Source organism: Paraburkholderia solisilvae (genome assembly GCF_902859875.1).
Taxonomy (GTDB): domain Bacteria; phylum Pseudomonadota; class Gammaproteobacteria; order Burkholderiales; family Burkholderiaceae; genus Paraburkholderia; species Paraburkholderia solisilvae.
This window is the reverse complement of record NZ_CADIKF010000041.1, coordinates 18,253-43,396: the sequence shown is the minus strand read 5'-3', so window position 1 is coordinate 43,396 and position 25,144 is coordinate 18,253. Positions and strand designations below refer to the sequence as shown.

Sequence of the window (25,144 nt, the reverse complement as noted above, 5' to 3'; positions counted from 1 at the left end):
GGGGGCACGGCAGTACGTGCGCTTCGTTCACTTCGGCAAGAGTCCGCTCGCCCGGTAGCCTTCGATCAGCGCATCAAAGAGCGCTAGATCGGAACGGCCGCGCGCCATCAACTGGGCGCCGACGACTGCAGAAAAGATGGAGCGCGCTCGCTTCTTCGCTTCTCTCGGCCCGACGATGCCTGCTGCGGACAAGGTCTTGGCGAGCCATGCGGTATTGACATCAGCGAAGGTTTGAACCTCTGTCTTCACCACCTCGGGCAGATCGTCGTACTCGGCAGTCATAAAGCTTGCAAGACACATGCGATTGCCGTTTTCAAGCGACTTGCGAAACGTCACGTCGGGGTATCTGCGCAGGCGTTCGACGGGATCTCGCACTTCGGCCGATAGCGCTTCCAGCAGTGCGGCCGCGTCCTCCCAGTAGCGCCTCGCAACCGCGGCCGCGAGGTCGGCCTTGCTCGGAAAATGATGGTAAAGGCTCGCGGCCTTGATACCCACCTCTTCCGCAAGGCTACGGACGTTCAACCCGCCGTAACCATGCGCCTGTGCAATATCTCTAGCGGCCGCCAGGATCCTGTCGCTCGAATTCGTCTCTGCTCGGTTTTTCACGGGCTCGCTCTAAAAAGGAGTTGACGGTCCATATTATAGCCCCTAGCATTCCCCCTAACAAACGTTAGATAGTAACGTTGTCAGGCTTTGTACGTCCCCTGTCAATCATCCGCAGAGGTAGGTCATGAAATCTCAACTGGCGAAGTCCACCGTCCCGCCGGCCGCATCGCTGCTGGAAGCAGTCAGCCCGGTCCGGAGTCTTCACCCGGACTTGTCCAGCATGTGAGTTCGGTCATGAACCCCTATCTCTACGTTGCTGTGGGCGGAGTCGTCGGCAGTGTCGGCCGTTATTGGATCAAGCACCTCGCGGCCCGCGCGCCGGGCGGATCAATCGCCTGGCGCACGATACTGATCAACATCGCGGGCAGCTTCCTCATCGGCTTCTTCTCCGCCGTCATGCTGCCTGATGGGGCGCCGGCCATAAGCGCCGACCTGCGCACGCTTGTCATGGCCGGTGTCTGCGGCGGTTTCGCTGCCGTCTCGTTCTGCCTCCAGACGCTGGAACTGCTGCGCGCCGGCGCGTCGACGGGGCTCGCAAGCAATGTGCTGAGTTCGGTCGTTTTGTGCGTGGCCGCGGTGATGCTATGCATCGTCGCGGTGGTGTTGGGTCATGCGCTCGCCGTGTGCATCGGGGCACGCGCAGCGACGGCGTAGGCGGCCACGCGGCGCGCATTCGAGCTCCGCGGCGCAAGCCGTCAGCGGCCCCGCCACAAGATCGGGATCCGGAAAAGGAACTGCTCGGCGTCAACTAACCGGAAGTGCCCTCGTGAAAATTCGGACATGTCGAATCCAGTGAACATGCGACGCCGCCGCTTGTTGAGCGGCACCTCGGCTTTGGCTGGCCTTACCATGCTGGACCTGCCGAATGTGGCCAAGGCCAGCGCGCCGCCACAAACCGCCGCCTCACAGCGAACGGTTTCATCCACCTCATTCGGCCCGATCCGCCAGGTCGAGGCCGGCAAACTGAGCGTCGGTTACGCCGAGACGGGACCGGCCAATGGGCCGGTTGCCATCCTGCTGCACGGCTGGCCCCACGACATCCACAGTTTCGTCGACGTCGCCCCCATCCTGGCGGCCGCGGGCTACCGCGTCATCGTGCCGTACCTCAGAGGCTACGGTTCGACACGCATCCTTCGCGCGGACACGCCGCGCAACGGACAACAGTCCGTATTCGCAGTAGACATCATTGCGCTGATGGATGTGCTGAAAATCGATAAGGCAGTGATTGCCGGCTTTGACTGGGGAGGGCGCGCGGCCGATATCATCGCCGCGCTATGGCCCGAACGTTGTCGCGCGCTGGTATCGGTGAGCGGCTATCTGATCGGCAGCCAGCAGGCCAACCGGAAGCCGCAGGCGCCGCAGGCCGAACTGCAGGCATGGTTCCAGTATTACTTCGCGACGGAGCGCGGCGCCACAGGTTATGCGGAGCATCGCGCCGACTTCAACAGGATGATCTGGCAGCATGCCTCACCGCAATTCAAGTTCGACGACGCCACATTTCTGCGGACGGCTGCGGCGTTCGACAATCCGGACCATGTAGCGATCGTCATCCATAACTACCGTTGGCGGTTGGGATTGGCCCAGGGCGAAGCGGAGTACGACGATCTGGAAAGACGACTGGCGCAGGCGCCGAAGATCTCCGTGCCCACCATTACGTTAGAAGGCGATGCGAACGGCGCACCGCATCAGCCACCCGCTGCCTATGCGAAGCAGTTTACTGCCGGTTACCAGCATCGTGACATCAGCGGCGGCATCGGTCACAACTTGCCGCAAGAAGCGCCCAACGCATTTGCCGACGCGGTGCTGCAGGTCGTAAAACTATGACCGCGCGGTTCCGACGCGCACCCGCGGCCTGCCCGCCATTCGCAGCTGGCCGTGAACACACCACCTCGTGAACGCGATGCGTTAAGCGTGTCGTCCATCGTTTCAGACTCCGGCATCGGTTTTGCGCGGCAAAGGTTTGCCAGCGTGAATCATGCGACAGCCGGCGGCCTTACGGTTTGAAAATGGAATAGGCTTGTATATTGATGCGTTGAGTCTGTGGAATGCGGCAGCGGCCATGTGACGCGTGCAGCAAACTTTCAGCACCGCATGCTGCATCGGAAGCCTTGCAAACCGGCAGTGACACCATTCACTTCGAGACGTGGAAGCCCCATGAACACCGCTTACCAGCAATTGCGCAGCATCTTTGCCCGCATCAGCCGCTTTAACCATCTGTCAGCAATCGCCCATTGGGACATGCAAACGATGATGTCGCACGAGGGTAGTCAGGCGCGGTCTGAGGCACTGGCCGAGATTGACGTGCTGTGTCATCAGTTGCTGTGCGACCCGAAGGTGGGCGTGCTGCTGGAGAGCGCCTCGAAAGAAACATTGGAGGGCGCGGATGAAGCTAACCTGACCGAAATGCGCAACACCTATCGCCGGGCCGTTGTGTTGCCGGATGCATTGATCGAGGCGAGGTCTCTGGCCACCGGCAAGTGCGGCTTCGCATGGCGCACGCAGCGCCCTGCCAATGACTGGGTCGGCTTCGCGTCGAATCTGCATGAAGTGGTGAAGCTGACTCGCGAAGAAGCGAAAATCCGTGCCGAGGCGACCGGCGTGTCCCGATACGATGCGCTACTTGATTTGTACGAGCCGGGCATGCGAAGTGAGGAATTGGATCGCATTTTTGGCGACCTCAAAACGTGGCTGCCCGACCTGCTGCGACGGGTCGTGGCTAAACAGGCGCCTAATCCGCCGCTGCCCTTGCAAGGCCCGTTCGATCCAGGCAAGCAACGTGAACTGGCCTTGAAGGTGATGCGTATTCTGGGCTTTAATTTTTCGGCCGGTCGGCTGGACTCGAGCGCGCACCCGTTTTCTGGTGGCGTGCCGCAAGATGTGCGTATCACCACGCGCTACGACGAAACCAGTTTCATGCCCGCGCTGTTTGCCACCATACATGAAACCGGCCACGGGCGGTATGAGCAGAATCTGCCTCAGGCATGGCGTGACCAACCGGCCGGCCTCGCGCGCTCAATGGGCATTCACGAATCACAAAGCCTGATGTTTGAAATGCAGGTGGCGCGTAGCACGCCGTTTCTTCAGATGCTGCATCCACTCGTCGTAACGGCGTTTGGTCAATCGCCTGCGTTGACTGAAGCCAATTTCATCGCGCTGGCTCAACGGGCCAGACCGGGATTGATCCGCGTGGACGCGGACGAGATCAGTTATCCGTTGCATGTCATCTTGCGTTATGAGATTGAAAAGGCGTTGATCGAAGGTCAGATCGAGGTCGATGACATTCCCGCTTTGTGGAACCAGAAGATGCAGGACTATCTGGGCATCGGCACTGAAGGCAATTATCAGAACGGCTGCATGCAGGACATTCACTGGACTCAAGGGGCATTCGGCTACTTCCCGACGTACACGCTGGGCGCGATGTATGCGGCGCAGTTGTTCCAGGCCGCGCTCAGGGCTTTGCCGTCGCTGAACGGCGAAATTTCGGAGGAAAATCTGCAAGGCTTATCCGGCTGGCTCGAAGAGAATATCTGGAGCAAAGGCAGTCTCCATCGCACAGATAAACTCATGACCGACGCCACTGGTGAAGCGCTCAACACGAAGCACTTCCGCGCGCATCTGGAACGCCGCTATCTGTAAGCTGGGCCTGGCGTGCGGCGGCCTTTATTGCGGGAATTTCTCGCCCACCACACCCAGGCGGATTACGCAGGCTCAGGCCGGATCGTCAGGATGAAATGCTCCGGCCGTCGACGGTCGGTACGGCAACTTCGCTCAGGTACACTCATGTCCCTGCCATACGCGCGGTGATGCCATGGACAGTCAGCTTTATGTGATTTGCGGGCTTACATTCGTCATCCACGTGATCGCGACGTTGGCCTATGCCGTGCGGATCGCCGGCGTTCGCACGCGCCGCATAGCCTTATCGTTTTCGCTTTTCGGGATCATTGCACTGGTTTCCCGGACGGCCAATTCTCTTCAAGGGCCGTTCATCGCGAAACGGGTCGAACTGGATATCGCGCATCACATGGGTAGCGGGTTGCTCGCCGACTTTCGGCTATTCCTGCTCACCGCCACCGTCGCAAGCATTGCCGGGTCGTTTCTGATTCCTACGTTCCAGCGTTATTTCAGCCGCGCCGTCGATCACTTTCAGGCAAACCGGTCGATTCCCCGTCTGTTGCTGCGTATCTTCAGTCGTGCGGGCGTCGACTATATCCGCATTGGTGCGCGGCTTCCTTCGCGGCACAACGTCACGCAGTTGGCCGCGAGCACGGGATTGTCCTGGAAGGTCATCGTATTGAACGTCGTCGCCATGGCGATCTGGACAGTCGGTGTGTTCGCGTCGTTGTATGCCGGATATCTGAAGCCCGAGCTGCGCGTAACATGCGCGAACCTGTCGTCGGTCATCAACAGGTTCGCGACCGTCGTATTGGCGGTCATCATCGATCCGCAGGTTTCCGTCATGACCGACGATGTCATCGAAGGCCGGGTTTCGGAGAACAGCTTCCGCCGGGCCATCACGACGCTTGCGGGCGCGCGTGTGCTCGGCACGCTATGCGCACAGGCGATGCTCGTGCCGGCGGCATTTGTGATTGTCCGCGTTGCTGAATTCATCTAGCCCGCCGTCGCGAGCAAGCGCCGCTGACGCGCCGCGCAGCTGGACGGAGCAGGCGTATCCAAAACTGATCCACGACCACCGCCTCCCGAAGGGCGGCCACTTTGCCGCATGGGCATGGGAGCAGCCGCAAGCCTTCACCGATGAGGTGCGCGCGAGCTGCCAGTCGATACGCTGAACTTGACGACACAGACAACGCCGCATTCGCGTCGTCCGTGTCGTGTTTGCTTTTCGTTTTTCCCTGGCCGTGCCTCGACCTCAATTGCGCGACCCGTATCCGCTTTCGAGCACATCTACGCTCATCGTCTTCAGGCTCGCCGCATACTCGCGCGGCGACAGGCCAAAGCGTTCCCTGAACGCGCGGCTGAAGTGCGCCGCACTCGTAAAGCCGCACTGATACGCGACCTCCTGAATCGCACCGTGCGGCGTATTGTTGAACGCCTTAAGGTGGTGCGCGAGACATTCGAGAGGTGGACCCGCAAACGGGCGAACTATCCGCGGTTGCCGCGAGCGGATCGAATAAGCGGATGAGACGGGTGCCGCCGTGGTGCGCGCCGTGACTCGATCGGTCAAATAAACTCAAGCGCAGACAGTCTGCCGTTCGACACGACGCCGAACGGCTACGAAGCATCGCGCAACCGTTAATCCAGCGACTGCGCAAACGAGTTCAGGTACTTCATGCCGGTATCGCACATGATCGTCACAATCGTGGCGTTCGGGCCAAGACGTTCGGCAAGACGCAACGCGCCTGTGACGTTTGCGCCCGTGGACGTGCCGCAGAACAGTCCCTCCTCGGCCGCCAGTCGAAACGCCATGGCTCTCGCTTCGTCGGTGGAAACACGCCCGAGTTCGTCGGCAATCCTGTCATGCCAAAGCGGCACGACATAACCCGCGCCGATCCCGTCGATCTTATGCGCGCCGGTCGGGCCGCCCGACAATACCGCCGACTCCGCGGGTTCGACACCAACCACGCGAATCCGCGCATCGTGTTCGCGCAAACGCGTGGAGAGCCCGCGAATCGACGCGGCCGTGCCCACGCTGCCGACGAAGCCGTCGATGCGACCACGGGTTTGACGCCAGATTTCGTCGGCCATCCTGGTGTACGCGTCGAGCTGATCGGTGTTTTTCATCTGCGCGGTAATGTACGCGCCCATATCGTCCGCAATCCGATGCGCTTCGCGGATCATGTCCTTTGTCAGCTTCTCGGTCTGCTTGCCATTGTCGCTTGGGATAATCGTCAGCTTCGCGCCCAGCAGACGCATATGATCGAGCTTCTCTTTCGAGAACGCATCGGATGACACAAGATGCAGCGGATGTCGCTTGACGGAACACACCAGCGCCAACGAAACGCCTGTACTGCCGCCCGTGTATTCGACCACTGCGCCGCCGGGCTTGAGCCGTCCATCGCGTTCCGGCGCTTCGATCATCGCGAGCGCGATGCGGTCCTTCATACTCCCCGTGGGATTCTGGCTTTCCAGCTTGATGAAAATCCGCGCGCCGTTGGACGGCACGACATGGCGCAACGGCAACAGCGGCGTGTTGCCAATCGTGTCGAGAATGGTGCTGGGAGAAGAATTCATAGGTATTCCCGCAATAAGGATGAACAATAGGCCGCGTCGCGCGACTAGCTCGCCTGACCGAGCAACGCGACTGCGAACACGAGCGTCGCCGCGAAGCCGACCAGAAAGGCGACCGTGCGCACAATCGGAATACCTGCCGCATAGACAACGTAGTGAACCAGCCGCGCGAACAAATACAGCCTGGCCGCGAAGACCGTCGCCGGCGTGCTTATCCCGATCGCCGCGCAGATCAGCACGAGCGTCGCGAACACCGCGAGATTCTCGATCGCATTCGCGTGCGCGAGCCGTGCGCGTTCGGCCCAGGCCGGATCGCGCGGATACGAGGGGTCAGGATTGTTCAAGACCGCCGGCAAGCCGCGCGTCATGATTCTGGCGGCCGTGTACGGAATCCACATCAGGAGCGTCGCGCTCGCCGTGAGCGTCAGGACATCAAGTTCCGGCGTGAATTTCATGGGTGCGTGTTCCATCGGACTGAGGGCTGCGGCGATCGAAGTCGACGCCGGATTGCTTCGCAGTCTAGACTCGGAGACGGTTGCGCACTATAGTCACAAACGACATTAATAGCGACATTCACGACATTCACGACATTCACGACATTCACGACATTCACGACATTCACGACATTCACGACATTCACGACATTCACACGATATGCGATTGACCCTGCTCGTCTTCGATGAAGTGTTCGACACCGGCATGACGGTGCTGCTCGACACATTTGCCACAGCGAACGAACTGGCCGCGGCGCAAGGGTTCGACGCACCGCCTTTCGAAGTCACCCTGGTGGGCCCGCGCAAGCGCATACGCACGGCGCTGGGTTTGTCCGTGTCTGTCGAGCCGTTGAGTGCGGTTCGCCGGCCGGATTGGGTCATCGTTCCCGCGCTGAACGCCAAGCAATCCGAACGTTTGGCGCAAACCCTGCAACGTCCGGATATACGGAACGCGCTGCCCCAATTGCAGACCTGGCACGCCGCCGGGATTCACGTGGCGGCGGCATGCATCGGCACCTTTGTGCTCGCCGAATCAGGAATTCTGAACGGCGCAGAGGCGACGACAACGTGGTCGCTTGCGCCGTTTTTCCGGCAGCGCTATCCGACGGTCAAACTGGACGATTCCCGGATGATTGTCGAGTCCGGCCGGATCGTGACGGCGGGCGCCGCCATGGGGCATCTCGATCTTGCGCTCTGGCTGGTTCGTCATGCGACGCCGGAACTGGCCGCTCTGGTCGCCCGCTTCATGCTGATCGACAAACGTTCGTCCCAGGCGCACTACATCATTCCGGACTATCTGGCCCACGCCGATCCGCTAATCTCGAAGTTCGAAAGATGGGCCCGGGATAACCTGTCCAATGGCTTTTCACTGACGGACGCAGCAAAGGCCCTGGCGGTTCATTCGCGAACCCTGCAGCGCCGGACAGAAGCGGTGCTGGGCAAGTCGCCTTTGGAATTCTTTCAGGATCTGCGGATCGAGCGCGCGCGGCAACTTGTTTCGGAAGGGTGCGACCTGGAGACCATCGCGAGTGAAGTGGGTTACGCCGATTCGGCAACATTAAGAACGTTGCTGCGCCGCAAGCTGGGGCATGGCGTGAGAGAGCTTCGGGCGGAAATGCTATAGCGCCGCGGCCGGTTATTCAGGCCGCCCGACCGACGCCGGTAACGCGTAAACGCGAACCCAGTCGATATCGAATGTGGAATCTTTGACAACTTTGTCTATCGGCCAACCGCCGCCCAGCGCGTAGTCGAGCATCATGTAATAAGGCCCTGTCATATAGGCCGCGGCATTCGAGGTCGGCATCTGATTGGTCTGCACGCCGTCGATATACCAGGTGATGTGCACCGGGTCGATCTGGCAACCATAGATATGGTAGCCCTTCCAGGGCTTTGCGCCGTTCGGCATCGGCGTGGCAGGCGAGAAAAATTCCGCCCCTTCAGCACGCGCGCCGCCGGGCGCCCAGTTGTGCGACGCTTCTGAAATAATGGCGCGATCATCCGTGTACGTCTTGCCGTACCACTCGAAGATATCGATCTCCGAGAACCGTTTTCCCGACGCGTTATTGATGGACGTCGAACTCATCAGCCAGAATGCCGGCCAGGATCCCGTACCGGACTCCGGCATCTTCGCCCTCACTTCAAAATACCCGTAGCGTTGCGCAAAACCCTGGCCGGCTTCGTCCATCGACGAGATGTTGCCGGAACGCCAGGCGCCGGCAGCGTCCTTGTATGCCTTGATGGACAAGATGCCCCCGGAAACGCTGAGCGCGCGGCTATCCCACTTTGAAGCTGAGTAGTTTGCGGCCCGTCCGTAGGGCGGAATGTGAAACCAGGTCGCACTGCCTTTCGGCGAGCCGGTCGCGACGCTCAGACGATCGAAATTGTCTTCGAAGGTCAGCGTGTATCCGCTCAAATCGATGTCGCCCGCATGGGGAGCATCGCTCGAGGCCGGCGCAGGTACAGGTACAGGCGCCGACGTCGAAGCCGCATTCGATGCGGGATCCGCTGCGGCAACCAGGATTGACAGAACTGATATCGAAGCCACGATTAGCACCTGGCTTAAACGGCTCATCGCTTGCCCTCGCTCCATGCGCATCTGTCGCATCAATTTCGCAGAGTGCTTCACAAAGTTCTGTGCGACGGCGTACAGGCGAAGTCGATAGTCGAGTCGACGCGTGTACTGCGCCTACCAGTAGCCTGTCAACGCATTCACTCCGCGCTGGGTGATGCGCTGATGCCACTGCAGATCATCGAGGTTCGTCAGCCGCAGGCGCGGCAGACGCTCGAGCAATACGCTCAGCGACGTCTCGAGCTGCAGCAGCGCCAGCCGATACCCAAGGCAATGGTGAATGCCCGCGCCGAACGATAACTGCCGTGCATCATCGCGCGCGATATCGAGCCGATCCGGATCGATGAATTTCGCAGGGTCGCGATTCGCCGAACCCAGCACCAGCAGAACGACGGTGTTGCGCGGCACGGTCGTGCCGGCAATCTGAATGTCTTCCAGCGCAGTGCGGACCGTCGATTGCGCCGCGCCCTCGTAGCGCGCGCATTCGAGTACGGCCTGAGAAATCAGTTCGCGGTGCCGTTTGACAGAATGCAACTGCTCCGGATGACGATGCAACGCAACCAGCATATTGCCGATCATATTCGACGATGTCTCATGGCCCGCAGCGAACAACAGCATCAGATTCGCGATGACTTCGTCTTCGGTCAGCATCACGCCGCTTTCTTCGACGCTCAGCAACAGCGATATCAGATCGTCGCCGGGCTGCTTGCGGCGTGCCTCGATCACTTCCGTGAAATATCGCTCCAGCGTCGCGCAGGCTTTGTTCAGATCGCCGGGTTCATCAAACGGTATCGGCGACACGTCGAGCGTACGTGCCACCACGCGGGTCGCATCCGCGAGCGCGGCCGCGTCTTCGACCGGCAGGCCCAGCATGCGGCAGAGAGTCTGAACCGGCAACGGCCGCGCATAGCTCGCGACAAGGTCCGCGCTTTCGGCCTTCGTCAACCCGTCGACGAGCCGGTTCGCCGTGGCGCGCGCAATCTCGCGTATCGACTCGACTTGCCGCGCGTTGAATGCCTTCATCATCAGACTGCGTAATGGCGTATGAGCGGGCGCATTCATCGCGAGAATCGTCTGGCTCATGCGCCGGAATATCGGCTGATCCGGGCCGGCATGGCCATACCGCGTCTGGACGCTTTCCAGGTAAGCCCTGCCCATGCGGCGATCGTGAAGCAATGCATCGATGACGTCGTAGTGCCCTGTCATCATCAGGTTCGGCGCGACCGGCACGATCGGACCCTGCGCGCGCAAGGCCGCATAAGTCGGGTACGGGTTCTGGAAAAACGAGTCGGTCTGAAAGTCGGCAAGATTCATGTCGCTGCGTTCCCGTTTAAAGTGCATACGCACGTTAATAAATTAACGTGTGGCATCGCCGTTATATTCCCAGCCCGGTTGGACTCATCCACCGCTACGGTTCGGTATCGTTCTCTGCGTGAGATACGAAGAAATATCACGGCGTGGCCGAAGGAATACACGGCCGCGTTCGGCGGCCGATCAGTGATCGCCATACCGGAGAACTCGCACGCATTCTCTTAACCTCGTCACCGGGTTGAGTCCGAAAAAGCGCTCGAACGCGTTCCGTGCCCGGCCCATTTATCGTGCGACACCGCAGTTCACAATCGTTCACAATCCTGCCCGAATGCCTCTGCTAACGTGCGCGCGGTACCGGACACGTTAGAGAACGAGAATGGACAATCGCGCGAATCGGTTTGCTTACAAGAATATTCGGGGTGGGGTGGTCGCCGTTGACGACACGACGGCTTCTGGGCCTGGCGATCGCGGGCAGGACAAAGTTTCAAATGATCGGTCGAAGCGGCACACACGACGATACGAACGCTTTGCCCTCTCCTGCCTCGCGCTGGCGATGGCCGGCACGCTCCCGCGGCCGGCGTTGGCAGTGGTCATCCCGGGCGTGAACAGTCAGCAAAGCCTCGTCGATGCAATCAACACTGCCAACTCATCCACCGACGCCAGTTCCACCATCCAGTTGAGCGGGAGTTTCCAGCTCTCAGGCGCGCTACCAGGCACCACCAAGGCCATCACGATTGATACCGGAAGCTTCACGCTAACGGGCGCCACCTCATGGTCAGGCACGCTGACCATCGATGGAAATCTGGCTGGAGTCAATGGAGCCGGGAGTACAGGGGGAGCGGGCTCGCAGCTGAACGGTACAACCGTACCCACGACCGTCATCAATAACGGCGCGATAACTGCGGGCAGCGCCGGCGCTGGGCAAACCGGCGGTCTTGGCGTGTTTATGACAGACGCGACGCTCACGAACAACGGCACGATTAGCGGCGGAAGCTCGTCGTCCACCGGCGTGGGAGGAATCGGCGCCGAGATCCAGCGAGGCGCCACGCTGACCAACAACGGCACGATTCAGGGAGGAAATACCAATGGCGGCACGGGGGCCGGCTTTGGCGTGCTCGCGGGCGGCCCCGGTGCTATCTCGACATTGATCAACCATGGCACGATTCGCGGCGGCTCAGATCTGACGGGCGCCCATGTGGGCGCGGCAGGTGTGAGTTTTCGCCTCGGCACGGCGCCGATCGTCAATACCGGCACGATCATCGGCGGCAACGGGGCGGCTGCGATTCAGGTGAACAGCGGCAGCATGACGCTGACCAACAGCGGCACCCTGCAGGCCGGCACCGGCGGGGCCAATGCGATCCAGTTCACCGCCGGGAATACGGGCACCCTGTCGCTCGAGCTGCAAGCGGGATCCACCATCACGGGCAACGTCGTGGCCAATGCAGCGGCAGCGGGCAACAACACGCTGATCCTCGGCGGCGCCGCGAACGACGTATTCGACGTCTCATCGATCGGCGCCACCGCTCAGTACCAGAACTTCAATGTCTTCGAAAAGACCGGCACGAGCACCTGGGCTTTGACCGGCACGGGCACCACTGCTACGCCGTGGTCGATCCAGCAAGGCACGCTGCAGATCGGCAACGGCGGCACGAGCGGCAGCATCATCGGCAACGTCACCGACGACGCGACCCTCGCCTTCAACCGCAGCGATGCATTCACTTTCGATAACGTGATCAGCGGCACCGGCGCGGTCAATCAGGTCGGCACGGGCACAACGATCCTGACCGCCGCGAACAGCTACTCCGGCGGCACCAATGTGATGGCCGGCACGCTGGCGGTCGGCGATGCGGCGCATACGAACGCGACGATCGGATCGGGCCTGACAAGCGTCGCGGCAAGCGCGACGCTCGGCGGCTACGGCACGGTGTCGGGTTCGGTGAACAATAGCGGCACGGTTGCGGCGGCGAACGCGATCGCGTCATTCGCATCGGGCAGCACGGGTTCGTTCAACATCGGCGGCAATTTAAACAACGCGGGTCTCGTCAATCTGGCAGCGGCATCCGGCCAGATCGGCAACGTGCTGAACGTCGCCGGCAACTATGCAGGCACGAACGGGCAACTCGCGCTGAACACGGTGCTCAACGCAGGCGGTGCCGCAGCGCAATCCGACCGGCTCGTCGTGGGCGGCAATGCCAGCGGCACGACGGGCATCAAGGTCAATGGGTCGGGTTCAGGGGCGCTGACCGTCGGCGACGGCATTCAACTCGTGCAGGTCAACGGCACGTCGGCAGCAAACAGTTTCCATCTCGTGGCGCCGGTTCAGGCCGGCGCATATCAGTACCTGCTGTATCAGGGTGGTGCGGCAAGCGCGAACGACTGGTATCTGCGATCGCAGTTCGAGGCGCCGGCATCCTCCGCAAACACCACGCCGCCAGCGAGCAACAATGCGGCTGCGGCAGCGCCGGTCGCATATCGTCCGGCAGTCGCCGGCTATTCCGTCACGCCGCTGCTCAACTTCGACTATGGCTATACGATCCTCGGCCGCTTGCAGGAGCGCGTCGGCGACATGGCGAGCGTCGAGTCGGGGCAATCGGCACAATCGGCACCATCGGCGCAATCGGGGCAACCTGCGAACAACAACGGCGTCTGGGGCCGCATCGGCGGACAGAACCTCGATGCGGACGCCGGCAACCGCTTCTCCGCCGACGAGCGTACCTTCTTCGCACAGTTCGGCAAGGACTGGACGCTCGCGCGCGGCGCCGACGGCGGCAGCACGCATGCGGGCGCAACGGTGACCATCGGGTCCACGTCCGCGTCATTCAGCGACAGCGCGCGAAGCACCGTCGGGCTGCCGGACTCGACCGGCACCGTTGAAACGCAGGCGCAATCGATTGGCGGCTACTGGACGCGGTACCTGCCTGACGGCACCTACTTCGACGGCGTCGGGCAACTGACGCATTATCACAACCGGTACGGCGATATTCTCGGCGACGGCGCCAGCCAGAACGGCTTTGGCGCAGGCGTTTCCGGAGAAGCCGGCAAGCCCTTCCTGCTCGGTTCGACCACCGTCGCGATCGAACCGCAGGCCCAACTGTTGTATCAATACCTGCACCTGAACGATTTCGACGACGGCATCTCGCCGGTCGGCGCGAATACGACGAACGGGTTGCGCGGCCGCCTCGGGTTCCGGCTCTTCAGGGCCAATCTGAGCAATGAATCGAAGACGTCGGCCGTCACGCCTTATTTCACCGCCGACGTGCTGCATGACTTCTTCTCGCCGGGACAAACTACGGTTGCCAGCACGTCGCTCGACAATGAGCTGGGCAAGACGTGGTACGAGCTCGGCGTCGGAATCACGGGCAGCTTCGGCAAAAGCGCTGAACTGTACGCGAACGTGAAATACGCGCATGACTTCAGCGGCGAGTACCGGCGCAACGTGTTCGCACAGGCGGGTTACCGGTTCAGCTGGTGATGTTTGTCGACTGTGTCAAATCAGACAATCGGAACGGCCACCATCAGCCGCTAGCCGATTGCTCGAAGGAGCGACGGCGTTCGTTGCCGGCTAGGCGCATCGCCACCACGAACGCCGCGGCGGACACCAGCGACACAAGCAACACCGCGCACTCGACCGGAACATAGTCACGTCCGATCGACCAGATCGCCGCCGCGGAAATCGGTGCGATGCCTTTGGCGACGTTCGACGGCATCGAAAGCAGGCCGCTCACCGCGCCGTAACCTTCCGTCCACATCACGTCCTGCACGATCGTCCCGCGCAAAATCGTCATCATCCCGTTGGCGCCGCCATACACGATCGCAAACAGAATCAGCAAAACGGGCGACTTGCCGGCGAGCATCAGAATCACGACAGAAGCCGGGAACGCTGTCGTGATCACCATACCCATGGCCGACGGCCGGACCTTGCGGCCGATCGTGAACCAGAGAATGCGCGCGAGCACCTGCGCCGGGCCAATGACCGCCATCGTTGCGATGACAACCGCCGGCGCTACGTTACGTTCAGTCAATAGCGGGACGAGGTGAAACGTCAGCGCTGCGAAGGTTGCGTAGTAGGCGGTAAAGCAGACGACCAGCGCCCAGAACGTCGGCGTTCGCAGCGCACGCTGCGTGCCGGCCGCGTTGTCGCGCCGTATTGCGGTCTTGTGGTCTGTGCGATCGGTGTGAGCGGTATGGCGGCCGATCGCGAGACCATTGAGCGGCACACAGATCGCCAGATTGATCGCGGCAAGCGCGAGCAGAGCGTCGCGCCAGCCGAGCGAGTCGACGAAGCCGTGTGTAAGCGGGATAAAGACCGTACTCGCGAAGCCGCCGACCAGTGTGATCAGCGTAATCCTCTTACGGAAGCTGCCGGGAAAGTTGCGCGTGATAATCGCGAATACCGGGTCGTAGAGGGTCGCGGCCATCGCTACGCCGAGGCCGATCCACGCGATAAACAGCGTAGTCAGACTATGCGCTTGCGACCACAACGCGAGCATCGCTGTGGCCAGCACCGAACCCCAGGTCATGATCTGCCGCCCGTGCCCGCGATCGATCCACACGCCGACCGGCCACGCGGCTAACCCCGATACGAGCAGACCGACCGATAGCGCGGCGTTGGTTGCCGTACGGCTCCATCCCATCGCGCTTTCCATCGGGACGACAAAGAGGGAAAACGCGTAATAGATCGCGCCCCACGCGACGAGTTGTGCTGCCGCGAGCGCCCACGTTGCGGCGCTGCCGCTATTCGCTTGTACGGTCATGAATCCTGCGAGCAAAAATGCGCGGCAACCTTCACGCGCGCGGAATCCGGCTGGCTTCGTACCAAGGCTGCGAACGATTCACGATACCAACGACCAGCAGCATCACCGGCACTTCGATCAGCACGCCAACGACCGTCGCGAGCGCAGCCCCCGAGTGAAAACCGAAGAGACTGATTGCCGTTGCGACGGCCAGTTCGAAAAAGTTACTCGCGCCAATCAGGCTCGACGGACCCGCGACGCAATGCGCGACACCGAGACGTCGGTTAAGCAGATACGCGAGCCCCGAATTGACTAACACCTGTACGAGGATCGGCACAGCGAGCATCGCAATCACGAGCGGCTCCCGCACGATCGCCTGCCCCTGAAAGGCAAAGAGCAGTACAAGTGTGGCGAGCAATGCGCAGATCGAATACGGGCCGAGACGTGCGACGGCTCGCCGGAAATGCGCGTCGCCGCGCGCGAGCAAACGGCGTCGGACGACTTGCGCGATAGCGACCGGAACGACGATATAAAGCGCGACCGAGATGATCAGCGTGTCCCACGGCACCGCGATTGCCGACAGGCCGAGCAGCAGCGCGACCAGCGGCGCAAACGCGATGATCATGATCGAGTCGTTGAGCGCGACCTGCGACAGCGTGAAATAGGGATCGCCCTTGCATAGTTGCGACCAGACGAACACCATCGCCGTACAAGGCGCGGCGGCAAGCAGAATCAGCCCGGCCACATAGCTGTCGAGCTGGTCCGCCCGAAGCCAGGGCGCAAACACGTGCCGCACAAAGACCCAGCCGAGCAGCGCCATCGAAAACGGCTTGACGAGCCAGTTCACAAACAGCGTGACGCCGATGCCGCGCCATTGGTTTCTGACCTGCGCCATCGCCGAAAAATCGATCTTGATCAGCATCGGCACGATCATCACCCAGATCAGCACGCCAACCGGCAGGTTCACGTGTGCGAGCTCCATGCGGCCGATTGCCTGGAAGATTTGCGGGAGGGCTTGCCCGACCGCGATGCCGGCCACGATGCACAGCGCGACCCAAGCTGTCAGATAGCGCTCGAAAAAGCCGATTGCCGGCCGCACGGTGCACGCCGCGGCGTCAGCGTTGCTCACTGGATTCCTCGGCAGGCTTCGCGCCGATCGCGCGCATTTCATGCTGGATTGCGCTGTGGTCGAGCACATGCAGCGGCAGGTTCACGAATTGACTGACGCGGTTCAAGATTTGTCGGAACACCTTGTCGAATTCTTTGCGCTTTTCATCGTCAGTGCCGTCAAATGCGGCCGGGTCTTCGAAGCCCCAGTGCGCAGTGACCGGTGTGCCCGGCCAGATCGGGCAGACTTCGCCCGCGGCCTGATCGCAGACGGTGATCACGAAATCCATATGCGGCGCATCGGGCATCGCGAATTCATCCCAGCTCTTGCTGCGCAAACGCGACGTGTCGTAACCCAACGCTTCGCAGCGCTCGACTGCAAACGGGTTGACGATGCCGGTAGGGTGACTGCCCGCGCTGTATGCGTGAAAACGGCCTTCGCCAAGCACATTGAACAGCGCTTCGGCGATGATGCTGCGTGCGCTGTTGCCGGTGCAAAGAATGAGGATGGACCAGGTTTTATCGTTCACGTGCGGCCCGGAAGGATGCCAACGACCGATAGGTGAAGGTGCATGCGCTTCATGATTTGTCTGCGCAACAGGAAGCCAGGTCGCCTGCCGCGCATGGCGCGCCGGCGCAGCAGTTCTCAGTGAGGAACGCAATGACGCCAGTCATCGCATCGAAATTGGCCGTGTAGATGATGAAGCGCCCTTCCTGTCTTGGTTTGACCAACTCCGCATGGGACAGGTCCTTCAGATGAAATGACAGGCTTGAAGGAGCCAGTCCGAGCTGCTGCGCGATTTCGCCGGCTGGCATCCCGTCCGGGCCGGCGACGACAAGCGCGCGGAAAATCGCGAGGCGTGATTCGTGAGCGAGCGCGCCCAACGCGCGTACGACGAGATTCGAGTCCATTGCGGCACGATACCCGGTTCATTTCGATATTTCAAGTATTATCGAAATGAACCGGCAGATGCCGGCACAAACGCCGACCGTTACCGATGGTCGCGCTTTTAGTACCCGACACATATCGACTGCGTCGTTTGAAAGTGTTGCCGAGCCGCATGCATGTCCGGTCGATCGCACGACAAACGAATGGTCGTCACCGGCGCCGGTCACACGAATGCGGTACAGAGTCCGTGGCTTTAAGCGATTGCCATATCGGACTTTATTCAAAAGCGCCCTTGACCGTATCCGCTTGCACTGGTGCCTTATAGACAACACCGTGGCCCTCTTCGCGCGCCTACCGCGACACGCCGCGCACACCTATGATGCTTTGTGCGGAGCGTTGCCGCTAACGGAATGGAGGATCAAACATGAAGATCGTCGTCATCGGTGGGACCGGCCTGATCGGCTCGAAGACTGTCGCGATTCTGCTCCAGGACGGACACGAGGTCGTCGCGGCCTCGCCCAGAAACGGCATCAATAGCGTGACTGGCGAAGGACTCGAGGCAGCCCTCACCGGCGCTCAGGTCGTGGTCGACCTGGCCAATTCGCCCTCCTTCGAAGACAAGGCGGTTCTGGCGTTCTTCGAAACCTCCACCCGCAACCTTCTTGCGGTGGAGAAAGCAGTGGGCGTGAAGCACCACGTCGCGTTGTCGATCGTCGGCATCGAGCGCACACCGGAGAATGGTTATTTCCGTGCCAAGGTTGCGCAGGAGAAGCTGATCCAGGCGGCCGGCATCCCTTATACCCTTGTCCGCGCGACCCAGTTTCTGGAGTTTCTCGGCGGCATCGCCGATTCGTGCACAGCAGAAAACGTCGTGAGGCTCTCACCCGGGCTGTTCCAGCCCATCGCAGCCGACGACGTTGCCGCCAGCGTCGCGGAGGTGGCAGTCGCAGCGCCCCGCAATGGCATCGTCGAGATTGCCGGTCCGGAACGCGCGCCGTTTGACGAACTGATCGCCCGCTATCTGAAGGCAGTCGGCGACCCGCGTCAGGTTGTGCGCGATCCCGACGCACGATACTTTGGCGGAATCGTCGAAGAACATTCACTGGTGCCATTGGGCGACGCGCGCCTCGGCCATGTCGGTCTGGATGAATGGGTCCGACGGTCAAAGGCGGGGGGGTGATTCTGCAACGCAACGAACCGGGCACGGTCCGGCGCCATAGCCTGGTCGCGGCGCAGCAGTCGCATCCGACATGGTAGCCTCGAAGCGCTGTAAAGCGGTTCTCCAGAAGACTATTCAGGCGACGCTCGCACAGGTCCGGCAATGTGGGCGAACTCATGCGAAGCTTAGGAGTGGCACCGAATGGCTTGCGCTAAAGCTACGTGCCACTGCCTGCGTCATACCGAAGGCGGCTCGCGATACGGCCAACCGTCATCCACAAGCCGTTTCGTTCGAATTCCCTATCGAAAGACTAAAGCCCGAAGGTTACTGCTCGGCTCGCATCTCACGGCCCGCAAGAGCCTGCCAGCGAGTGGTTTAACCACGAAACAGGCAGACAGGCAGATAGCCAGCCCCTTAACCGCATTCAGCGAAATCATCGAAGACGCAGTAACCGGCGACGTAGCCATATACTCGCCTTGGCAGCGTCGGCGGCCGACTAAGGCGCTCGATCCGAAAATTTCTGCCGGAAAGCATGTGCAAATTCGATCTGCCACATCGTTAAAAACGCAAACCGCTTGTCCCGAACAGCCAATAAAACATTGACATGGTGAAGCGCTCCATTGCATAAGACCGTCGAGTCTTGCCTCCGATGCAGTAGAAAATTTTCACAGCAGCTGATCGAATAATAGCTTCAGCCCGGACGACAACACATCGTCGGGCGCCATCGAAAAGCACACATCTGTCATATCCTGTGAGGCATCACTGCCTCGACCCGGTTCTGGATCGAGGGTCGGTCTGGCAGGCACCGTCAATGCCTGGCGAGGGTGAATGGCTGCGGTTTCGCCTACCAGACTCGTCGTCATGTCAGCTCGGTTGCTGACTACTGCACCGGAAAAATGTCGGCTCGGGAAGCTTCGCCGTTTTTGCCTTGCGAGAACATCGCTGGCAAAAATCGCGGAACTCTAGAAAAAGAGCGAGGAGTGAATTTCTCCATGCCGCTCAAACTAAACATCGATCGAAACTGCAAAGAATGGCCAGCCGCTTTCGCAAACAACTGGATTGGGAAGACATACACTTTTTCACGGTACTAGCCCGTCATCGCAGCTTGTCCGCAGCTGCGCGCGTCTTATCGGTCAACCATGCGACGGTGTCACGCCGCGTATCGACGCTCGAGAAAGTATTGGGCGAGAAGCTTGTCGACCGCCGGCCGGATGGGTATGTGCTGACATGCGCAGGTCGGCGAATTGTCGATGCTGCATACAATATGGAAAACCAGGCTGAATTGCTTAGACGCGGCGGAGCGGACACTTCCCTTAAGGGTCTGGTTCGTGTCCATGCCACGCCCACTCTTATCCAATGTTTCTTGGCTCATCCGCTCGCTGATCTCGCGAGGCGTCACGAGGCATTGGATATAGAGGTAGTTGTTGATGTCAGGCCGGTGAGCCTGGAAAGGCACGAAGCTGACATCGCCTTGCGGTTCAGCAGACCCGACGGACGCAATTTGATCATCAAATCTCTAGCGAAAATCGGCTACGGTTTTTACGCTTCCAAAGAGTGGAGCACGCGCCTCAGTAAAGGCGAACCCCCGATCTTTGTTGGATACAATGAAAGCTACGCTCATATGCCAAGTCCTGCATGGTTCAACGAGCAATTTCCCACAGCCCGCGTTGCCTTCCGCTCAAATAGTCAACGATTACAGGCAGACGCCGCACGTGCCGGCGCAGGGATAGCTCTAATACCTCATTTCCTGGGCCGGGCAGACGAGATGCTCACGCCCTGCTCTTTCGATGTGAGCCCTCCGTCACTCGATCTCTGGTTGGTGACACGCCGTCAAGACAGCGAAAATCCTGTCGTTAAGGTTGTGATCGATTGTGTGACGACCGTCCTGCACAGGAACCTGGATATTTTAGGAGAAGTAGTGCACTCCGATAAACGGCACGAAACATTGTAGGTAATCGAACGGATTTTACTTTCTTGGGCGAAAATTTCTGAGCCTGCTGTTGTTCGTCGAACAAGTTAGCGTGACATAAAAAAGAGAACGCTGCGGCCAGGAACCTTATCAAAATGCGATCTACGGTTCAGAGTGCAAGCGAAGCAGGTGCTTCGCTGTTAGAGCATCTGTGGAGATTTTCGTACTGTCTGACCGGTGACGAAAATGATGCAGAGTTTTTAGTCGAAATCGCACTTCGACACAGCGGTGGACGGTTCCACGATGAACAGCAATCGCTGATGCGTGCGCTTTCCGCGCTTTACCAATGCTGGACTGGCATGAGCGATAAACATTCGTTCCGCAAAGAACAGTCCTTAAAAGAAGGGCTTTTTCATCAACCGAATATTGTCGACTCTGAGGAGAGTGAACTTTCGGACGCCGCGTTGCGTCAATTGCTCATTCTGTCAGACAGGGAACGAGTGGCGATGCTGCTTACCGCTGGCATGGGCCTCGACTATGAGCAGGCATCGTCGATACTCAATGTGCCGGTCAACACTGTTTTGGAGTTGATTGCGAGCGCGCGTATTGCAATCGGAAGAATTGTGCTTTCCGCGCATTAGATATTTACCATGCCGTTGCTTCTGGAACGCTGCCGGCCGCGTTTCACGGCGATCGACTGCGCTCGAACATTGCCGGATCGCCTGGTTCAAAGCGCGGCACGACTCACCGAACAGCAGCCAGATGCTGCGCAAGCATGAAGCCGGATGCGGCGCCGGTTCCCGCGCCGGGCCAGGTGGAAGCGCCACACATGTACAAACCTTTTGCCGGGGTCGCATAGCGCGAATATCCGGCCGCCGGACGAAGAAAAAAGGACTGGTCCAGATGATGGCTTCCCGACAGACTATCCCCACCGATGAGATTGGCATTCTCACGCTCCAGGTCGACCGGCGAGAAAACACATCGCTGAATAATCTTTGCGCGCGTGCCAGGAGCGTATTGCTCAAGGATATCCAGAACCCGGTCGGCGTATTGCTCTTTGGCTTGATCCCAATCCCGCGTGCTGATGATGCCTGCAGCATCGCCTTTGATTTGCGCTGGAAGCGTTCGTACCTGAATCCAAAGTACGTGCTTGCCGGCCGGCGCGCGAGACGGATCAATAGTCGTTGGCTGGCCAACGACAAGCACCGGCAGTTCCGGCAGCATGCCGTCGCCCGCCTCTGCGTAGACGCGTGACATCATTGCCAGATTGGGTGCCACGTGCACGTACGCATATTCCCGGACGTGTGCCCCCGCCTTCCAGTCAGGCAGATCATGCATCGCGAGATGAATCATCATCGTGCCCGGTCCTGCACGCAAGCGCGACATGCGGCGGACAAAGCCCGCAAACTTCGGATGACGAGGCAGCAGTCTTTCAGCAAGAATCTTCGGGTGAACATTAGCCACAACGGCCCGCGACGCGTGAAGCATGCGACCATCCGCCAGAACGACTCCTGTGGCCCTGCCGTTGTCGATCTCGATGTTGACGACTGGCGATCCGGAGATCAGCATTCCTCCTTTTTCACGAATCGCGCCAACCATCGCCATAATGATCGTGTCGGCGCCGCCCTGCCCGATAACCATGCCAAATGCCTGACTCGCCATGCTCTCGAGATAGGGGAAAAGAGCTCCCCCTGCGATCTCGGGTGAGAAATCCAGATGCAACCCCCAGGCGGCCATCATCGTTTTGACTTTATGGTGTTCGAAGTGAGCGTCGAGAAAATCGCGTGGCGATGCAACCAGCAGGCGCATAAGGTCGTCAAGCCACGATAGGCCGTGCCTTCGCACCGCCCCAAAAATAATTCGGGCCGTTTTTATCGAAGGCATCCGGTTGTTAAGAAGCGCGAAGATGAAGGGTGCATCACGTTTAAAGATGTGGAGCATGTCCGTCCACGCCTGAGCATCGCGCGCGCACAGTCTTTCGATCCCGCCGACGGTGCTGTCGGGATCGGCGTCCACACCGAGGAAAGTGTCGTCCGGGAAGACCGTGGCGAAGCACCGGGGAGCAGCCACGAACGCAAGCCCATTGGCCGTCAATATTTCCCGGTGCCGGGCGAGGAATGGGGAACCAGCGAACATCGAGAGATTCATCGCTGCCACGTCATGGCGAAAACCAGGCGCCGTCAGTTCGCCAGTCTTAACCGCGCCGCCAAAGCGGTCCTTTGCCTCGACGATCGCGACGCGCCAGCCTTGCGTCAGCAGATGAAGTGCGGCGGCGAGTCCGTTGTGACCACCGCCGATGACCACCGCATCATACCGTTGCATGTCGATGCTCTCCGTTTCAGAATCTGACCACCCGCTTAAAGCTCGATGTGCAATAAGACGTCATCTATGTGCGTCGTCAAACCCGTATTTCCATCGCCGTCGTGCCGACGCTCTCCTAGTCCGGTGAGCGTCGGTGCCGTCACCGCGTGCCCCGACCTGCGCAATCCCGGCATGACGTCCTGCCATACCCAGCCGCCATGCCATGCTCCCGCGATCGACACATAGGTATGTTTGATCTGCGCTTTCATTTCGAATCGTCTTAACCCTTGAATCATCGTCCAGCCGCGCCCGTCATGCGAGAGACGTGCTATTCAATTGAGAAAATTTGAAGGCCCTTATGCGCCCCTGAAAAACAGCCCGTATGGGCCGCTGCCGCCTGCAGGGGTTGGCTATAACGTGGACGTCAACTTTCCGCGAGGGCGGCCCTGGCGTAGCGCTCGCGCATTCGCCAGGACATGCTCATTAAACGATGCTCATCTCGCTCACGCGCCGAATCCGCCATCGACCGCGAACACCGAGCCGGTAATGAAGCTCGCTCGCGGGCTCGCGAGAAACGCGACGGCCGCTGCGATTTCTTCAGGGCGGCCAAAGCGGCCAAAGGCGTTAGTCGACTTCAGCCAGTCAGAGAAAGGACCGTTTTCCGGGTTCATATCGGTATTCACGGCGCCCAGGCTGACAACGTTGACGGTGATACCCTTCTTTCCCAGATCACGCGCGGCCCCTTTGCTGAATCCCTCCACAGCCGCCTTTGACGACGTGTAGTCGGCCATCCCGGGTGCACCGACATGCGTCGTAACACCTGAGGACATCGAGATTATTCGACCGCCCTCTTTCATCAGGCGCGAGGCAACGCGGATAGCTGTCAGCACGCCATTGACGTTCACGGCCAGTTGATGTTCGAATGCACGAATGTCGACGGTGTCCTGAATGGTGCCTATGGCGAACACGCCAGCGTTGTTGACCAGAATATCCAGGCCGCCGAATTCTTTCGCAACAGACTCCATCATTTCGGTGACGGCGCCGGCATCCGCCTGGTCGGCCTGATAGGCACGCGCCTTCACACCCTTTGCCTGCATCTCGGCAACAACCTGCGCTGCCTTATCGGCTTGCCGACTATACGTGATCGCCACGTTAGCGCCCTGCTCGGCGAGCTCCTTAGCCACTGCCGCACCGATACCACGCGAACCACCGGTGACGATTGCGACTTTTCCTTGAAATACCCGATCCATCGTGACCTCCTGTCTATGTCCGCCGATCGGACAGCGGATCTGAGTGTATGCAGATCAGTCATAGAGAAAAACGGCTAATTATGTTTAGACTGTCTACAACAATGGACAGTCTTGAAGGCACAACCAGGAATGAATCAGTTACTCGCAATTCAGGTGTTTGCACGTGTTGTCGAAACCAGTTCATTTACCCGGGCAGCCGACTCGCTCGACATGCCCAAAGCGACGGTAAGCAAGCTGATCGCCGACCTGGAAAGTCATCTTGGCGTACGGCTTCTGCACAGGACCACACGCAAGCTGTCCATCACCGCGGACGGTCTCGCGTACTACGACCGTACCGAACCCCTCATACGCGAGCTGCAAGATATCGACACCAGTTTCGCCGCAGGCGCCCACATTCCACGCGGCCGCATCCGGGTGGACACAGGCGGATCGTTCGCGCGAATGGTGCTGGTTCCCGGACTGCCTGCCTTCCTCGCGCGCTATCCGGAGATCGCAGTCGACCTGGGGGTCACCGACCGGTCCCTCGACATCATTGGGGAGAACATCGACTGCGTTATACGCGGCGGTCCGATTACTGAAAACTCCATGGTCGCCAAGCTGGTCGGGCAAGTATCCTGGGTCACCTGCGCCGCGCCGTCTTATCTCGAGCAGTTCGGGATACCCCGGCATCCCAACGAGTTGCTCAAGGGGCACCGCTTTGTCGCTTACCGCTCGGCTCAGACCGGCCGCATATTGCCGGCGGAGTTCATCAGGAACTCGGAAAAGATCAGCCTGAGCGGCGCATCCGCCATCAGCATCAACGAAAGCAATGCTCACTGCGCCGCAGGCGTCGCGGGCATCGGCATCATCCAGACATTCACGTATACGGCCCAGCCGTACCTGCAGACGGGTGAACTGATCCCTGTCCTCACCGACTGGCGCCGCGACCTTTACGAGTTCCACGCGGTCTATCCGCTGAACCGCAACGCCAATCGGCGGGTTCGCGTCTTTATCGACTGGTTCAGCGAGTACATAGCCGGGATGCAATAGCGACGGCTTATAGCATCGTCTCCAGCCTGAGGCCGGCCTGGCATCCGCGCCGTTCTGAAGTGGAATGGCTGGCACTTCAGGGTTGGCCAAATCAGCCGCTGT

The 25,144-nt window shown here is 60.1% G+C and carries 24 protein-coding genes and 1 pseudogene; 11 read left to right on the top strand and 14 right to left on the bottom strand.

Annotated elements, in window-relative coordinates:
• Positions 1–27: 27 nt before the first annotated feature.
• The gene (locus HV675_RS22810) at positions 28–606 is read right to left on the bottom strand and encodes a TetR/AcrR family transcriptional regulator (protein WP_175113423.1); all 579 of its coding nucleotides are present in this window, start codon (positions 604–606) and stop codon (positions 28–30) included.
• Between the two features lie 234 nt (positions 607–840).
• Here HV675_RS22810 and HV675_RS22805 point away from each other — a divergent pair, with 234 nt between their 5' ends.
• The 5 genes and pseudogenes from HV675_RS22805 to HV675_RS32615 form a co-directional block, all read left to right on the top strand.
• The gene (locus HV675_RS22805; protein ID WP_175113419.1) at positions 841–1,260 is read left to right on the top strand and encodes a CrcB family protein; all 420 of its coding nucleotides are present in this window, start codon (positions 841–843) and stop codon (positions 1,258–1,260) included.
• 126 nt (positions 1,261–1,386) lie between these two features.
• Positions 1,387–2,430 carry an alpha/beta fold hydrolase gene (locus tag HV675_RS22800; protein WP_175113417.1) on the top strand — a complete coding sequence of 348 codons (1,044 nt, stop codon included), beginning with the start codon at positions 1,387–1,389 and terminating at the stop codon, positions 2,428–2,430.
• A gap of 330 nt (positions 2,431–2,760) precedes the next feature.
• Positions 2,761–4,242, top strand: coding sequence for a carboxypeptidase M32 (locus HV675_RS22795; RefSeq protein WP_175113415.1), 1,482 nt, complete (start codon positions 2,761–2,763; stop codon positions 4,240–4,242).
• 172 nt (positions 4,243–4,414) lie between these two features.
• Positions 4,415–5,218, top strand: a complete 804-nt coding sequence (locus HV675_RS22790; RefSeq protein WP_175113412.1) for a lipid II flippase Amj family protein — start codon at positions 4,415–4,417, stop codon at positions 5,216–5,218.
• A 28-nt stretch (positions 5,219–5,246) separates the two neighbouring features.
• Positions 5,247–5,393, top strand: a pseudogene (locus HV675_RS32615) (epoxide hydrolase); the annotation flags it as partial.
• 80 nt (positions 5,394–5,473) lie between these two features.
• Here HV675_RS32615 and HV675_RS22785 read toward each other — a convergent pair.
• From HV675_RS22785 to HV675_RS22775, 3 genes are all read right to left on the bottom strand, one after another.
• Positions 5,474–5,788 (bottom strand): helix-turn-helix domain-containing protein, encoded by a 315-nt coding sequence (locus HV675_RS22785; protein ID WP_175113411.1) that lies wholly within the window; start codon positions 5,786–5,788, stop codon positions 5,474–5,476.
• A 68-nt stretch (positions 5,789–5,856) separates the two neighbouring features.
• Positions 5,857–6,795 (bottom strand): PLP-dependent cysteine synthase family protein, encoded by a 939-nt coding sequence (locus tag HV675_RS22780; protein ID WP_175113409.1) that lies wholly within the window; start codon positions 6,793–6,795, stop codon positions 5,857–5,859.
• Positions 6,796–6,839: 44 nt separating this feature from the next.
• Positions 6,840–7,247, bottom strand: a complete 408-nt coding sequence (locus tag HV675_RS22775) for an MAPEG family protein (RefSeq protein ID WP_175113407.1) — start codon at positions 7,245–7,247, stop codon at positions 6,840–6,842.
• A gap of 199 nt (positions 7,248–7,446) precedes the next feature.
• Here HV675_RS22775 and HV675_RS22770 point away from each other — a divergent pair, with 199 nt between their 5' ends.
• Positions 7,447–8,409: a GlxA family transcriptional regulator gene (locus HV675_RS22770; protein ID WP_175113405.1), complete on the top strand. Its 963-nt coding sequence runs from the start codon at positions 7,447–7,449 to the stop codon at positions 8,407–8,409.
• Between the two features lie 12 nt (positions 8,410–8,421).
• On the opposite strand, the gene HV675_RS22765 is transcribed toward HV675_RS22770, so the two are convergent.
• Together HV675_RS22765 and HV675_RS22760 are read right to left on the bottom strand one after the other, a co-directional pair.
• Positions 8,422–9,357: a glycoside hydrolase family 16 protein gene (locus HV675_RS22765; RefSeq protein ID WP_175113404.1), complete on the bottom strand. Its 936-nt coding sequence runs from the start codon at positions 9,355–9,357 to the stop codon at positions 8,422–8,424.
• Between the two features lie 114 nt (positions 9,358–9,471).
• The gene (locus HV675_RS22760; RefSeq protein WP_175113403.1) at positions 9,472–10,668 is read right to left on the bottom strand and encodes a cytochrome P450; all 1,197 of its coding nucleotides are present in this window, start codon (positions 10,666–10,668) and stop codon (positions 9,472–9,474) included.
• 550 nt (positions 10,669–11,218) lie between these two features.
• On the opposite strand from HV675_RS22760, the gene HV675_RS22755 reads away from it, so the two are divergent.
• Positions 11,219–14,137, top strand: coding sequence for an autotransporter family protein (locus tag HV675_RS22755; protein ID WP_175113401.1), 2,919 nt, complete (start codon positions 11,219–11,221; stop codon positions 14,135–14,137).
• 43 nt (positions 14,138–14,180) lie between these two features.
• Here the strand turns inward: HV675_RS22755 and HV675_RS22750 are convergent, their stop codons facing one another.
• Genes HV675_RS22750 through HV675_RS22735 form a run of 4 tightly spaced genes read right to left on the bottom strand, consistent with a single transcriptional unit; the run spans position 14,181 to position 17,417 of the window.
• Positions 14,181–15,419 carry an MFS transporter gene (locus HV675_RS22750; protein WP_175113399.1) on the bottom strand — a complete coding sequence of 413 codons (1,239 nt, stop codon included), beginning with the start codon at positions 15,417–15,419 and terminating at the stop codon, positions 14,181–14,183.
• Between the two features lie 31 nt (positions 15,420–15,450).
• Positions 15,451–16,527 (bottom strand): ACR3 family arsenite efflux transporter, encoded by a 1,077-nt coding sequence (gene arsB / locus HV675_RS22745; protein WP_246270480.1) that lies wholly within the window; start codon positions 16,525–16,527, stop codon positions 15,451–15,453.
• On the bottom strand, positions 16,514–17,035 hold the full coding sequence (locus tag HV675_RS22740) for an arsenate reductase ArsC (RefSeq protein ID WP_175113395.1): 522 nt from the start codon (positions 17,033–17,035) through the stop codon (positions 16,514–16,516). The genes arsB and HV675_RS22740 overlap by 14 nt, the downstream gene beginning before the upstream one ends.
• Before the next feature lie 49 nt (positions 17,036–17,084).
• Complete coding sequence (locus tag HV675_RS22735) at positions 17,085–17,417, bottom strand: ArsR/SmtB family transcription factor (protein ID WP_175113393.1); 333 nt, start codon at positions 17,415–17,417, stop codon at positions 17,085–17,087.
• A 401-nt stretch (positions 17,418–17,818) separates the two neighbouring features.
• Here HV675_RS22735 and HV675_RS22730 point away from each other — a divergent pair, with 401 nt between their 5' ends.
• Entirely contained in the window at positions 17,819–18,574 is a 756-nt protein-coding gene (locus HV675_RS22730; RefSeq protein WP_175113391.1) for an SDR family oxidoreductase, read from the top strand.
• Between the two features lie 644 nt (positions 18,575–19,218).
• Here the strand turns inward: HV675_RS22730 and HV675_RS22725 are convergent.
• Complete coding sequence (locus HV675_RS22725; RefSeq protein ID WP_175113389.1) at positions 19,219–19,416, bottom strand: hypothetical protein; 198 nt, start codon at positions 19,414–19,416, stop codon at positions 19,219–19,221.
• Positions 19,417–19,583: 167 nt separating this feature from the next.
• Between HV675_RS22725 and HV675_RS22720 the strand changes: the two genes are divergently transcribed.
• Both HV675_RS22720 and HV675_RS22715 read left to right on the top strand, forming a co-directional pair.
• Positions 19,584–20,504, top strand: a complete 921-nt coding sequence (locus HV675_RS22720; protein WP_175113387.1) for a LysR family transcriptional regulator — start codon at positions 19,584–19,586, stop codon at positions 20,502–20,504.
• 113 nt (positions 20,505–20,617) lie between these two features.
• Complete coding sequence (locus HV675_RS22715; protein WP_175113385.1) at positions 20,618–21,103, top strand: RNA polymerase sigma factor; 486 nt, start codon at positions 20,618–20,620, stop codon at positions 21,101–21,103.
• Between the two features lie 103 nt (positions 21,104–21,206).
• On the opposite strand, the gene HV675_RS22710 is transcribed toward HV675_RS22715, so the two are convergent.
• The 3 genes from HV675_RS22710 to HV675_RS22700 all read right to left on the bottom strand — a co-directional run bounded on the left by HV675_RS22710 (position 21,207) and on the right by HV675_RS22700 (position 24,013).
• Positions 21,207–22,784, bottom strand: a complete 1,578-nt coding sequence (locus HV675_RS22710) for a phytoene desaturase family protein (protein ID WP_175113383.1) — start codon at positions 22,782–22,784, stop codon at positions 21,207–21,209.
• Positions 22,785–22,819: 35 nt separating this feature from the next.
• Positions 22,820–23,032: a hypothetical protein gene (locus HV675_RS22705; protein WP_175113381.1), complete on the bottom strand. Its 213-nt coding sequence runs from the start codon at positions 23,030–23,032 to the stop codon at positions 22,820–22,822.
• A gap of 234 nt (positions 23,033–23,266) precedes the next feature.
• Positions 23,267–24,013 carry an SDR family NAD(P)-dependent oxidoreductase gene (locus HV675_RS22700; protein WP_175113379.1) on the bottom strand — a complete coding sequence of 249 codons (747 nt, stop codon included), beginning with the start codon at positions 24,011–24,013 and terminating at the stop codon, positions 23,267–23,269.
• Between the two features lie 129 nt (positions 24,014–24,142).
• Between HV675_RS22700 and HV675_RS22695 the strand changes: the two genes are divergently transcribed.
• A complete protein-coding gene (locus tag HV675_RS22695; protein ID WP_175113378.1) occupies positions 24,143–25,042 on the top strand; it encodes a LysR family transcriptional regulator in 900 nt (299 codons plus the stop codon).
• Positions 25,043–25,144: the final 102 nt, after the last annotated feature.